Origin of the sequence: Eikenella sp. HMSC061C02, from assembly GCF_001809035.1 — a bacterium.
In the GTDB taxonomy this organism is placed as follows: Bacteria; Pseudomonadota; Gammaproteobacteria; order Burkholderiales; family Neisseriaceae; genus Eikenella; species Eikenella corrodens.
Genome location: NZ_KV795573.1, coordinates 1 through 12,425 on the forward strand (window position 1 = coordinate 1; position 12,425 = coordinate 12,425).

The window sequence follows — 12,425 nt, forward strand, 5'->3', positions numbered from 1 at the left end:
AGTCTAACCTAGTTATCTAGGACAGCCCCTTATTTTTTCAGGTAGCCTTAAAACGGCCGGCAAGCGGCAAACCCTAATGCCTGATGAAGCACAGTGCTTCAGCCATGCCTTAAAGATGAAAAGGCTACCTGAAAATCCCAACAACCATTTTTCAGGTAGCCTTTAGCTTTGTTTTGTTTAATCGGCAAACCAAGTACAATACCGCCATTATTTTTTCCAACTTTCCTGCACAACCATGCTCACCTTCCAACAAATCATCTTCAAACTGCAAAACTACTGGGCCGCCCAAGGCTGCACCCTGCTCCAGCCGCTCGATATGGAAGTTGGTGCTGGCACATCCCACCCCGCCACCTGCCTGCGCGCGCTCGGCCCCGAACCGTGGTTTGCCGCCTACGTCCAACCCAGCCGCCGCCCCAAAGACGGCCGCTACGGCAACAACCCCAACCGCCTGCAGCACTACTACCAATTTCAGGTAGCCCTCAAGCCAGCCCCCGCCAATATCCAAGACCTCTATCTCGATTCCCTGCGCGAATTGGGCATCGACCCAAAAGTGCACGACATCCGCTTCGTGGAAGACGACTGGGAAAACCCCACCCTCGGCGCATGGGGCTTGGGCTGGGAAGTTTGGCTCAACGGCATGGAAGTTACTCAGTTCACCTACTTCCAACAAGTCGGCGGCATCGACTGCACCCCCGTGCTTGGCGAAATCACCTACGGCATCGAACGCCTGGCGATGTACCTGCAAGGCGTGGAAAACGTTTACGACCTCGTTTGGGCGAAAACGCCGGACGGCAACTCCGTTACCTACGGCGACGTGTACCACCAAAACGAAGTCGAACAATCCACCTACAACTTCGAATACAGCGATGCCGACTGGCTGTTGCGCCAGTTCAACGACTACGAAGCGCAAGCCAAACGCCTGCTGGCTGTGGAAGACACCAGCCTCGCCCTGCCCGCCTACGAACTCGTCCTCAAAGCCGGCCATACTTTCAACCTATTAGACGCACGCGGCGCCATTTCTGTTACAGAACGCGCCACCTACATCGGCCGCATCCGCGCGCTGAGCCGCACCGTGGCGCATAAATACGTGGAAAGCCGTGAGAAACTGGGCTTCCCGCTGATTAAAAACAAGGCGCAAGCAGCCTGAAAATGCTAGAATTCTCACCAACCTAACAAACAAGTGCCGCCTGCCTCCTGATTAAAAACCCAGCACCATCTACAGCAACGGCAGGCTACCTGAAACCAAACGACACGCTGCAATGAACACCCAAACCCTTTTAATCGAACTCCTCACCGAAGAACTCCCTCCCAAAGCCCTGAATAATTTAGGCAACCACTTCGCCGCTTCTGTTGCTGAAGGCTTGGGAAAAGCGCAACTGATTGACGGATCAGCCGAATTTACCGCCTACGCCTCACCGCGCCGTTTGGCCGTTCAAGTCAAAAACGTCAAAGCCGTGCAAGCCGATCAGAAAATCGTGAAAAAAGGCCCTGCCGTGGCGAATGCCATGAAAGACGGTGCGCCGACCAAGGCTTTGGAAGGTTTTGCGCGCGGTGCGGGGGCGAAAATCGAAAACTTGACCATCGTCTACGACGGCAAGCAGGATGTGTACGCCTACGAATACGTCCAAACCGGCAAACCGTTGGGCGAACTCTTGGAAGACATTATCAATCAATCAGTTAAGAAACTGCCGATTCCGAAAGTGATGCGTTGGGGCAGCAGCACGTTTACCTTTGTGCGCCCTGTTCACGGGCTAGTTGTGCTGCACGGCGGCGACATCGTGAACGTCAGCGTTTTGGGTTTGCAAAGCGGCAATCAAACCTTGGGACACCGCTTCCTGTCCAACGGCGAAATCACCATTGAAAACGCCGACAGCTACGCCGCACAAATGCGCGAGCAAGGCAAAGTCGTCGCTTCGTTTGCCGAGCGCAAAGCCGCGATTCAGACAGCCTTGAACGAGCAGGCAGGTCGTCTGAACGCGACCGTTGCCGCAGATGAAGCCCTGTTGGACGAAGTTACCGCGCTGGTCGAATACCCCGTTGTTTTAGAAGCCGGTTTTGAAAAACATTTCCTCGCCGTGCCGCAGGAATGCCTGATTCTGACCATGCAGCAAAACCAAAAATACTTCCCGCTGCTCGACCCAAACGGCAAGCTGATGAACCGCTTCCTGCTGGTCTCCAACCTGCAAACCGAAGACCCGTCGCACATCATCCAAGGCAACGAACGCGTTTTGCGTGCGCGCCTGTCTGATGCCGAGTTCTTCTACAAGCAAGACCAAAAAGCGACTTTGGAAAGCCGCCTGCCCAAGCTGGCAAATGTGGTGTACCACAACAAAATCGGCTCACAAGCCGAGCGTATCGAACGCCTTCAAAGCATTGCCGCCCACATTGCCAAAGCTTTGGGTGCAGATGCCGCCGCAGCCGAACGCGCCGCGCGTTTGGCGAAAGCCGACTTGGTGACCGAAATGGTCGGCGAGTTCCCCGAGCTGCAAGGCACGATGGGCAAATACTACGCCCGCTTGGACGGCGAAACCGAAGAAATCGCCGAAGCCATCGAGCAGCACTATCAGCCGCGCTTTGCCGGTGATAGGCTACCTGAAAGTAAAACTGCCACTGCCGTTGCACTGGCTGATAAACTGGAAACCTTGGTCGGCATTTGGGGCATCGGTCTGATTCCGACCGGCGACAAAGACCCCTACGCCCTGCGCCGCGCCGCCTTGGGTATCCTGCGGATGCTGATGCAGTATGGCTTGGACGTGAACGAGCTGATTCAGACGACCTTCGACAGCTTCCCCAAAGGTTTGCTCAACGAGAAAACGCCGTCTGAAACCGCCGACTTCATGCAAGCGCGCCTTGCCGTATTGCTGCAAAACGACTATCCGCAAGACATCGTTGCCGCCGTACTCGCCAAACAGCCGCGCCGTTTGGACGATTTGACCGCCAAACTGCAAGCCGTTACCGCGTTCAAACAACTGCCCGAAGCCGCCGCGCTCGCCGCCGCCAACAAACGCGTGCAAAACCTGCTGAAAAAAGCCGATGCCGAGTTGGGCGAAGTAGATGAAAGCCTGCTGCAACAGAACGAAGAAAAAGCCCTGTATGCCGCCGCACAAGGCTTGCAGCCGAAAATCGCCGCTGCTGTTGTCGAAGGCAATTTCCAAACCGCCTTGTCCGAACTGGCTTCCGTCAAACCGCAAGTCGATGCCTTCTTCGACGGCGTGATGGTGATGGCGGAAGATCCCGCCGTAAAACAAAACCGCCTGAACCTGCTGAACTGCTTGGCGGAACAGATGAATGCAGTGGCAGATATTACCAAGCTGGGTGAATAAGCCGTCAAACCGCCCGGCACACAGCAGGCTACCTGAATCTCCATGTATTACGAACTCATCGCTTCCACCTTGATGAAACTATCACAGGGATTAGTTTGAAGCCCCGCTGCCCACCACATAGGCTACTATGTATGATTGGGCGGTATTGCAAAATCTGCACATCTCCACCGCCCCCACGTCCGGTTTCGGCCAGCTGCAAAACGACACCCTTTAGCATAGACTTTATGCAGCAACAGTTGGGTACCTAGTATAGACGAAACCGGCTTCAACGATTGGAGCAAGCGCTTCATCCTTTATTACTCTACGATGAAGGGAACTATAGCAGATTTATCAAAGACTATTTCTAATCCCCAACATCACGAACAAGGGAGATTTTTACTTCACTATTAGCTCTTATCACGAAGTAGAAAAACTATTTCCTGTATTTTAAACAGCATTTAATAAATAGCTAACAAACTTAAAAATCTTCCAAACAAGGAGTAGAAATGTCTCTATTTTCTTTATTATTCCGTTGGATATGTTTTTATACAAACACACGCCACCGCCTCTATATTACAGAAACCTTGCAAAAATTATATGCTTGGCGAAAACCCATCCGGCCTTATGCATTCATCCGTGTACATAATGAAATTAAAACCATTGATGCCTGCTTGAAAAGTATTTTACCTGTTGTTGAAGGCGGAGTAATCGGTTTTAACAGTTGCACAGATGGCACTAAAGAGTACATTTTGGCATTTTGCGAAAAACACCCACAATTTACCTCGGTAGAATATCCGTACGACGTAATCCCTGGTAATGATATCCGATATAAAGAGGATTGCTTGGATTTAAATACAAGACTGGATAATTACTATAATTTTGTTTGGGGCAAATTGCCAAAGAACAAGTGGATAATCAAAGTAGATGGAGACCATATTTGGCACACAACAAAAACAATTGAATTGTGCAAGCTGCCCATTAGAAAGAAAGACTGTGTAATTTTAAACAGAATTAATCTTCACTGCCATGACGGAAAATGCTATATACATAAAGCCCGCCCCTTCGCCGAAGGCGGGGATAGTTGGATTATCTATAATAGAAATATTCACTTTGAATTCTGGCGCGGCTGGATAAATGATCAATTTAGTGCATATGAAGTTCTACACCTACCCAAGAAGGAAAGAAAACGCATTTTAGCCCCTCTTACCAACTGGCATTTCCCTCATATAAAGAATCAACGTAGCTTTAACCCAACAGAATGGATGTTAATGCAGGATTTTGATTTTCAAAAATATTTTCGAGAGCACAATATGCAAGACCGTGTTGCTGATGAAATGCTGGATGAAGAATTTATTCTGCGCTCTTTCAATAACTTTAATTTGCAGGGCAACCAGCTGCTACCATAAAAAGCATCATGGAACTGTCACTTCCTCATAAATGGCTGGTAGCGTAGGTAGTAAAAATCTCTACCCATTGAATTTTTTTAACCACAAATATAATGTACAGGCTGCTATAAAACTTGATACTAGTGGCTTCAGCTATTTACACATCAACCACAGCATTCACTTTACCGAAAAGCAAAACATCATTTGCACAAGTTTAATGGTATTCCAACAAAGCTTCTTGAGCTGTATTTAAAGAGATGTGGGTAGTACTTTACTAACAGTGAGATAAATATCCAGATTTCCACTTTAGAACAATTAGCAGAATAGAATTTATCTTGATTATATAGGATAGCCTCATAAATTATTATGCTAGAAAATTATATTATTAGTTTAGCTACTTCCCATACTCGTCGCCAACATATTTTTAGTCAATTTAACTCTAAAAGTATTCCCTTCTCTTTCTTTGATGCCATCAGCTCAAGCGAACAATTGAACTCCGCTACCACGCGATTATTACCTTTGTTTTCTGAAGTTGATTATCTCAGTTTAGGTGAAAAAGGATGCTTTATGAGCCATATAAGTTTATGGCAGCATTGTTTAGACCAAAATCTTCCGTATATTGGCATTTTTGAGGACGATATTTGGCTAGGAGAACAAGCTAATAAATTTCTGACTAATGACTCTTGGCTACAAGAGTTTTTCCCTATTAATGAACCCTTTATTATTCGCTTAGAAACCGTTTACGAACCATGTCAAATTAAGTCAATGCCACGGAACAGTTATCATAATCATCAAATCTATAAGTTATGTAGCCCTCATCATGGAACGGGCGGCTACATCATTTCACAAGCAGCTATCAAATGGCTACTCAGCTATCTTCGCAACACTCACCTTGATGATTTTACTCCAATTGATGTTTTAATGTTTGAGCACCTTATTCCTCATACTAAAATTAATGTGTACCAACTAAATCCTGCTATTTGCATCCAAGAGGCTATTCTCCATCCACAGGAGAGTAGCTTGGGCAGTCAAATTGAAGTTGAGCGTAGTAAAAAAAATCCTCATATATCTAAAAGGAAACTCCCTCAAAAAATTAAACGCGAGATTACACGACTCAAAAAACAAATATTACGCCATATAAACCGTAGAATTCCCTATCAAGTTATTCCTTTTAAATAGAAATTATGAGGCTAACATAGCGTAGTAGCTATGCTAGGTGCCGAGTTAGACGACAGCTATTTCGGTGAACGCCACAAAGGTAAATGCAGTCGTTGTGTAGCAGGTAACGTGGTGATATTCGGTATCCTGAAACGGCAAGGACGGGGGCACACAATTGTGGTGGATAATGCTAAGCCTGAAACCTTATTGTCTGCTATCAAGAAGAAAATCATGCCTGACAACATCGTTATATACAGATAGTCTGAGCAGCTACGATAACCTAGATGTGAGCGGTTTTACTCATCACTGCATCAACCATTCCAAAACGTTTTCAGACCGCCAGAACCACATTAACGGCATGGAGAATTTCTGGAATCAGTCAAAACACGTCTTTCTCAAATATATAACGGAATCGACTGCAAATCTTTCCCTCGATTCTTGAAAAACTTCGAGTTTCAATTTAACTTTGGGACACCGTCCCAGTAACTTAAAATCCTGTGGGAGTGGTGTAAAATTTAGAGCTAATCCAGTATAGCCTCTACTTTAATTATTAAACCTACTTTAATTATTATCAAGAATTGATAAATATCCTCCTTACCGGTGGCGCCGGCTTTATCGGCTCGGCAGTTATCCGCCACATCATCCGCCACACTCGAGATTCTGTTATCAATCTCGACAAGCTCACCTACGCGGGCAACCTTGAATCCTTGGCAGAAGTTTCAGGTAGCCCCCGCTATACCTTCGAGCAAGTGGATATTTGCAACCGCGCCGAGCTCGACCGCGTATTTGCCCAACACCAGCCAGACTGTGTGATGCACCTGGCGGCGGAAAGCCATGTGGATAGGAGCATAGACAGCGCTGGTGAGTTTATCCAAACCAATATTGTTGGCACCTTTAACCTGCTGGAAGCTGCCCGTACCTATTGGCTTGGGCTACCTGAAAACCGCCGCTCGGTATTCCGTTTTCATCATATCTCCACCGATGAGGTGTATGGCGACTTGCATGGCACCAGTGATTTATTTACCGAAACCATGCCCTATGCTCCGTCCAGCCCTTATTCCGCCAGCAAAGCCTCCAGCGACCATCTTGTGCGCGCCTGGCTACGCACCTACGGCCTGCCCACCATCATTACCAACTGCTCCAACAACTACGGCCCATACCATTTCCCCGAAAAACTTATTCCGCTGATGATTCTGAATGCCCTTGCCGGCAAACCATTGCCTGTTTACGGCAACGGACAACAAATCCGCGATTGGCTTTTCGTGGAAGATCATGCCCGCGCGCTGTATCAAGTCATTACCCAAGGCAAAATCGGCGAGAGCTACAATATCGGCGGCCACAACGAAAAAAACAATCTTGAAGTGGTACAAACCATCTGTACCCTACTAGAGGAACTTGCACCCGAAAAACCCGTTGGCGTGTCGCGTTATGCCGACCTGATTACCTTTGTGCCCGATCGGCCAGGCCACGACCTGCGCTATGCCATCGATGCCACCAAAATCGGCCACGAGCTAGGCTGGCAGCCACAGGAAACCTTTGAATCCGGTATGCGCAAAACCGTACAGTGGTACTTGGATAACAAAATTTGGTGGCAACGCATCCTCGATGGCCGCTACCGTTTAGAGCGGCTTGGCCACTTATCAACCCCATAATTCGGAGAACCTATGAGCATCCGGAATAGCATACTGCTCAGCTTCCTTGCCCTCGGCCTCGCTCTATCCGGCAGTGTGGAAGCCAAAACCCGCCCCCACCGCGCACCCGCTGCCGCCCATCAGCAACGCGCCGACGGCAGCAGCCAAGAGCACGCCGTGGTTATCCACGAAAACGACACCCCGCGCGGCATTGCTGCCGAAAACCGCTGGATTGCCCAAAACATGCCCGGCTACCGCAAAGTCGGCCAAGCCCTGATTCAAGGCCAAAACGGCATTTACGACCGCATCAGCGTAGTCGGCCCTCATGGTGATCGCAAAGAAGTATTCTTCGAAATCAGCGAATTCTTCGGCCGCTACAACGGCAAACTGCTGGGCGCGGAATAGGCACAGCAAACCATAAAAAGGCTACCTGAAACATTTGTTTTCAGGTAGCCCTCTGCTACAGGAAGGCAACCGTATGAAAGGCATTATCCTCGCCGGCGGCAGTGGCTCACGGCTGTACCCCATCACACGCGGTGCAGCCAAACAGCTCATGCCCGTATACGACAAGCCGATGATTTACTACCCCCTATCGGTGTTAATGCTCGCCGGCATCCGCGACATCCTCATCATCACCACCCCCGAAGATAACGCCGCCTTCCACCGCCTGCTTGGCAACGGCAGCGACTTCGGCATCCGTCTGCAATACGCCGTACAACCCAGCCCAGACGGCCTTGCCCAAGCTTTCATCATCGGCGAAGAATTTATCGGTAGCGACAACGTCTGCCTGGTATTGGGCGACAACATCTTCTATGGCCAATCCTTCACCCAAACCCTGCAGCAAGCCGCCGCCCAAACCCACGGCGCTACGGTATTCGCCTACCAAGTGAAAGACCCCGAGCGCTTTGGCGTAGTCGAATTCGACCAGCACCTCAAAGCCCTATCTATTGAAGAAAAACCCGCACAACCCAAATCCAACTGGGCGGTAACCGGCCTCTATTTCTACGACAAACGCGTGGTCGAATTCGCCAAACGAATCAAGCCATCCGCACGCGGCGAGCTCGAAATCTCCGACCTCAACCAACTCTATCTCGAAGACGGCAACCTTTCCGTGCAACTGCTCGGCCGCGGCTTTGCCTGGCTCGATACCGGCACACACGAAAGCCTGCACGAAGCCGCCTCATTTGTGCGCACCATCCAAAACGTACAAGCCCTTCAGGTAGCCTGCCTCGAAGAAATCGCCTGGCGCAACGGCTGGCTTTCCAATGAGCAATTGGCCGATTTGGCCAAACTCATGGCCAAAAACCAATACGGCCAATACCTGCTGCGGCTGCTCAAAAAATAGTTCAGGCTACCTGAAAACTCAGCCAACCCCATTGCAGCCACCTACCATTTCGATAGTGTAAAATAGCACGTACCGTTTTCAGGTAGCCTAGGAACACCAGCCCATGCCGTTTCCCGCCGATCATTTCGCCTCCACCGCCACCCCGCTGCTGCGCCTCAACCAAAGGCCGTGGAAAATCTTCTACCGCGGTCTCATCCCCAAACCCCTGCGCAATAAAATCAACGCATACGCCAGCCGGAAGCAGATGTATCATACAGCCGAATTATGGCGGCCTTTCCTGCAAGCCTACTTCCAAGGACAGTTGCCCCGTTTTAATCTTCAAGCCAAGCAAGATTTGCGCGGGCAAAAAATCATCTGGCAATACTGGGGACAAGGTCTCGAACCAGAGCAACTGCCCGAAATGGTGCGCCTGTGTTTCCGCTCAGTTGAACAAAATCTCGGCAACTACCAACTTATTCGGCTAGACGACCAAACTCTGCACAATTATTTGGATCTGCCTGATTTCGTTCAAGCCAAACGCCAACATCCAGCGTTCAAACCCGCTTTTTTTGCCGATCTGTTACGTTTGGCATTATTGGATATTTACGGCGGCGTTTGGCTGGATGCCTCTATACTGCTCACCGCCCCACTCCCAAAAGAATGGGCACAAACAGATTTCTTTATGTACCAACGCTCTCCAACAGCTGCCCATCAGGACTTTTGGCAGAGCTTCAACGCCGATGTATTCAATTGGTCGCCCGATCACCCCGTTCAGGTAAACAACTGCATTATCGCCGCCCAACCCGGCAACTTACTGATTCACACCTGCCTTGATGTGATGTTGAATTTTTGGCAAACCCAAAACCACATACCGCACTACTTCTTCTTTCAAATCATGTTCAATGAACTAGTGCGCAACCATCTGCCAGGCCAAGCCGGCGAACCTGTAGACGACACCCTGCCTCATCTGCTCCTGGCCAAATTAGAACAACCCTACAACGCCGAAGCTTTCGCCGAAATCACTGCACAAACCCCTGTGCACAAACTCGACCGCCGTTTAAGCTTCCAACCCGGCACCTTCGGCGCACACTTGAAACAACTCTTTGATCCCACATCATGATTCCAGCTTACATTATTTCCCTTGCCAACCAGCAAGACCGACGCGAACACATGCGGCAGGAATGTGCACGGATGGGCATTGAGGCTACATTTATCGATGCCGTGGATATGCGCCAAGCCAGCCAATCCGATATCGAATGCCTATCATCCCGGCTACCGCATAAAAAAACCAAAAAACAACGCTGGCTCACCCGAGGCGAATTAGGCTGTGCCCTCAGCCATCATCAGGTTTATGCCCACATTGTCCGCCAACAGCACCCCTACGCCCTGGTTTTGGAAGACGATGCCGAATTTATCCGCAATCCTCAGCCCTTATTAAATGAAGGCTACCTGAAAGCCCTATCCGCCCAATATCCGTTCGACATCCTGATATTAGGTTATGTCAAAACCCTGCCACACCAACTCCCCTACTACTACCGTCGCATCCCCATCAAGCATCGTGCCAAAATGAATACAGACGGCAACACCATCTATTTCGGCACCCCATGGGAACAATACGGCTGCGGCACCGTTGCCTACATCATCAGCCGTGAAGGCGCGGAAAAATTGTGCCGGGCGACACAATCCCCTTGCGCCACAGCCGACGACTGGCTCTACTTCGAACAACACCACGGCCTGCGCATCCTGCACAGCCGCCCCGCCTTCGTACTCGAAGCGCTAGAAAAATTCGACAGCACCATCCGCCAAGAAAAAGCAGGCTTCCTCCAGCCGAAAACCAGCAGCGTCATCATCCGCAGCATCAAAGGCTACCTGAAACATATCGGCATGAACTACCTAGGCATGAAATCATGACCAAGCTCCACACCCTCCTCATCCTCCTGCTCACTGTCCAATTCGCCCGAGCCGATATCTCCTTCGTCAGCCCCATGAGCCCGGCCGAATGCAAACAAGCCTTTATCGACAGCATGGAAATGTTTGTAGACAGCCGCTACTGCGAAAAAGGCGACACCGAACAGCCCCAAGTCCACGGCGACGAACGTGGCTTCTTTATGGAAACCTTCCGCGACAACTGGTTTCGCGAACACATCGCCCCGCGTACCTTCGTGCAGGAAAACCACTCCAAATCCGGCCAAGCCGTCTTGCGCGGCCTGCACTACCAAACCGAAAACACCCAAGGCAAACTCGTGCGCGTGATTGCCGGCGAAGTGTTCGACGTGGCCATCGACCTGCGCCGCAGCTCCCCCACCTTCGGCCAATGGGCCGGCGCCATCCTCTCCGCCGAAAACAAACACCAGCTCTGGGTGCCCGAAGGCTTCGCCCACGGCTTCTATGTATTGAGTGAAGAGGCCGAATTCGTTTACAAATGCACCGACTACTACAACCCCAAAGCCGAGCACTCCCTGCTGTGGAATGACCCCGCAGTCGGCATCGAATGGCCGCTGCAAGGCGAGCCCAAGCTCTCGCCCAAAGACCTCGCCGGCAAACTGCTGAACCAAGCCGTATTGTTTGATTAAACATCCAAATTTCAGGTAGCCCCATGAAACTCCTCATCACCGGCCACCACGGCCAAGTTGGCCAAGCCCTCATCCAGCAGGCCGCTGCCCACAATTTTCAGGTAGCCGCTTACGACCGCAGCGAACTCGACATCGCCAACCGTGCCGCCGTATTGCAAACCGTCGAGCGCGAACAGCCCGCCGTGATCATCAACGCCGCTGCCTACACCGCCGTAGACAAAGCCGAAAGCGAACCGGCCGCCGCCTATGCCGCCAACGCCGAAGGTGCCGACAACCTCGCCCGCGCCGCCCACGCCGTAGGCGCCGCCATCCTGCATATTTCCACCGACTACGTTTTCAACGGCCGCACCGAACGCCCCTACCTCGAAACCGACACTCCCGATCCCCAAACCATATACGGCCGAAGCAAACTGGTCGGCGAACAAGCCGTGCAGGCCGACTGCCCGCGCCACATCATCCTGCGCACCGCCTGGGTGTTCGGCGAACACGGCCACAACTTCGTGAAAACCATGCTCCGCCTCGGCCGCGAACGCGACAGCCTAGGCGTCGTGGCCGACCAAAGCGGCGCCCCCACCTATGCCGGCCACATCGCCGCTTCCCTGCTGTACATCGCCGGGCGCACCCAAACCGAAAACTGCCCCTACGGCCTCTACCACTTTTCAGGTAGCCCCTACACCACCTGGCACGGCTTTGCCGCCGAAATCTTCCGCCGCGCCGCCGAACAAGGCATCCTGCTCCGCTCGCCCGAACTGCGCGCCATCACCACCGCCGACTACCCCACCCCTGCCCGCCGCCCCGCTGACTCTCGCCTCGATTGCAGCAAAATCCACACCGCCTTCGGCATCACACCCAGCGATTGGCAAAGCGCATTGGGCAATCTGGCCGACTATCTCTAGGGCCTGTTGACAGCTCTAACCACGCAAACTTTCAGGTAGCCTCCTCCCCCGCAGGCTACCTGAAATCGTTTAGCAAACTCATACATTAAAGCTAATATAGTGAATTAACAAAAACCAGTACGGCGTTGGCTCGCCTTGCCGTAACGTGTGTACTGT

General features: G+C 51.1%; 11 protein-coding genes and 1 pseudogene. All 12 read left to right on the forward strand.

Annotation, left to right across the window (positions count from 1 at the left end; translation table 11 throughout):
- Positions 1–235 precede the first annotated feature (235 nt).
- The gene (gene glyQ, locus HMPREF2541_RS10195; protein WP_035581322.1) at positions 236–1,147 is read left to right on the forward strand and encodes a glycine--tRNA ligase subunit alpha; all 912 of its coding nucleotides are present in this window, start codon (positions 236–238) and stop codon (positions 1,145–1,147) included.
- 112 nt (positions 1,148–1,259) lie between these two features.
- On the forward strand, positions 1,260–3,323 hold the full coding sequence (gene glyS, locus HMPREF2541_RS10200; RefSeq protein ID WP_064103553.1) for a glycine--tRNA ligase subunit beta: 2,064 nt from the start codon (positions 1,260–1,262) through the stop codon (positions 3,321–3,323).
- A gap of 485 nt (positions 3,324–3,808) precedes the next feature.
- On the forward strand, positions 3,809–4,708 hold the full coding sequence (locus tag HMPREF2541_RS10205) for a hypothetical protein (RefSeq protein WP_064088051.1): 900 nt from the start codon (positions 3,809–3,811) through the stop codon (positions 4,706–4,708).
- A gap of 345 nt (positions 4,709–5,053) precedes the next feature.
- On the forward strand, positions 5,054–5,866 hold the full coding sequence (locus HMPREF2541_RS10210) for a glycosyltransferase family 25 protein (protein ID WP_003825010.1): 813 nt from the start codon (positions 5,054–5,056) through the stop codon (positions 5,864–5,866).
- Between the two features lie 42 nt (positions 5,867–5,908).
- Positions 5,909–6,331 (forward strand): annotated as a pseudogene (locus HMPREF2541_RS10215) (IS1595 family transposase); the annotation flags it as partial.
- A 92-nt stretch (positions 6,332–6,423) separates the two neighbouring features.
- Positions 6,424–7,497, forward strand: coding sequence for a dTDP-glucose 4,6-dehydratase (gene rfbB, locus HMPREF2541_RS10220; protein WP_003825006.1), 1,074 nt, complete (start codon positions 6,424–6,426; stop codon positions 7,495–7,497).
- Between the two features lie 12 nt (positions 7,498–7,509).
- Positions 7,510–7,881 carry a hypothetical protein gene (locus HMPREF2541_RS10225; protein ID WP_003825005.1) on the forward strand — a complete coding sequence of 124 codons (372 nt, stop codon included), beginning with the start codon at positions 7,510–7,512 and terminating at the stop codon, positions 7,879–7,881.
- 73 nt (positions 7,882–7,954) lie between these two features.
- Entirely contained in the window at positions 7,955–8,821 is an 867-nt protein-coding gene (rfbA, locus tag HMPREF2541_RS10230; protein ID WP_003825003.1) for a glucose-1-phosphate thymidylyltransferase RfbA, read from the forward strand.
- Between the two features lie 103 nt (positions 8,822–8,924).
- Positions 8,925–9,920 (forward strand): capsular polysaccharide synthesis protein, encoded by a 996-nt coding sequence (locus HMPREF2541_RS10235; protein WP_003824999.1) that lies wholly within the window; start codon positions 8,925–8,927, stop codon positions 9,918–9,920.
- Positions 9,917–10,711 (forward strand): glycosyltransferase family 25 protein, encoded by a 795-nt coding sequence (locus tag HMPREF2541_RS10240; RefSeq protein ID WP_070543487.1) that lies wholly within the window; start codon positions 9,917–9,919, stop codon positions 10,709–10,711. Before HMPREF2541_RS10235 ends, HMPREF2541_RS10240 begins: the two co-directional genes overlap by 4 nt.
- A gap of 119 nt (positions 10,712–10,830) precedes the next feature.
- Entirely contained in the window at positions 10,831–11,373 is a 543-nt protein-coding gene (gene rfbC, locus HMPREF2541_RS10245; protein WP_064103571.1) for a dTDP-4-dehydrorhamnose 3,5-epimerase, read from the forward strand.
- Positions 11,374–11,396: 23 nt separating this feature from the next.
- Positions 11,397–12,269, forward strand: coding sequence for a dTDP-4-dehydrorhamnose reductase (gene rfbD / locus HMPREF2541_RS10250; protein WP_003824992.1), 873 nt, complete (start codon positions 11,397–11,399; stop codon positions 12,267–12,269).
- Positions 12,270–12,425: the final 156 nt, after the last annotated feature.

Coding starts and splice junctions, on each gene's coding strand:
- glyQ (WP_035581322.1), top strand. CDS start 236: ATGCTCACCTTCCAACAAATCATCTTCAAACTGCAAAACTACTGGGCC.
- glyS (WP_064103553.1), top strand. CDS start 1,260: ATGAACACCCAAACCCTTTTAATCGAACTCCTCACCGAAGAACTCCCT.
- HMPREF2541_RS10205 (WP_064088051.1), top strand. CDS start 3,809: ATGTCTCTATTTTCTTTATTATTCCGTTGGATATGTTTTTATACAAAC.
- HMPREF2541_RS10210 (WP_003825010.1), top strand. CDS start 5,054: ATGCTAGAAAATTATATTATTAGTTTAGCTACTTCCCATACTCGTCGC.
- HMPREF2541_RS10225 (WP_003825005.1), top strand. CDS start 7,510: ATGAGCATCCGGAATAGCATACTGCTCAGCTTCCTTGCCCTCGGCCTC.
- rfbA (WP_003825003.1), top strand. CDS start 7,955: ATGAAAGGCATTATCCTCGCCGGCGGCAGTGGCTCACGGCTGTACCCC.
- HMPREF2541_RS10235 (WP_003824999.1), top strand. CDS start 8,925: ATGCCGTTTCCCGCCGATCATTTCGCCTCCACCGCCACCCCGCTGCTG.
- HMPREF2541_RS10240 (WP_070543487.1), top strand. CDS start 9,917: ATGATTCCAGCTTACATTATTTCCCTTGCCAACCAGCAAGACCGACGC.
- rfbC (WP_064103571.1), top strand. CDS start 10,831: ATGTTTGTAGACAGCCGCTACTGCGAAAAAGGCGACACCGAACAGCCC.
- rfbD (WP_003824992.1), top strand. CDS start 11,397: ATGAAACTCCTCATCACCGGCCACCACGGCCAAGTTGGCCAAGCCCTC.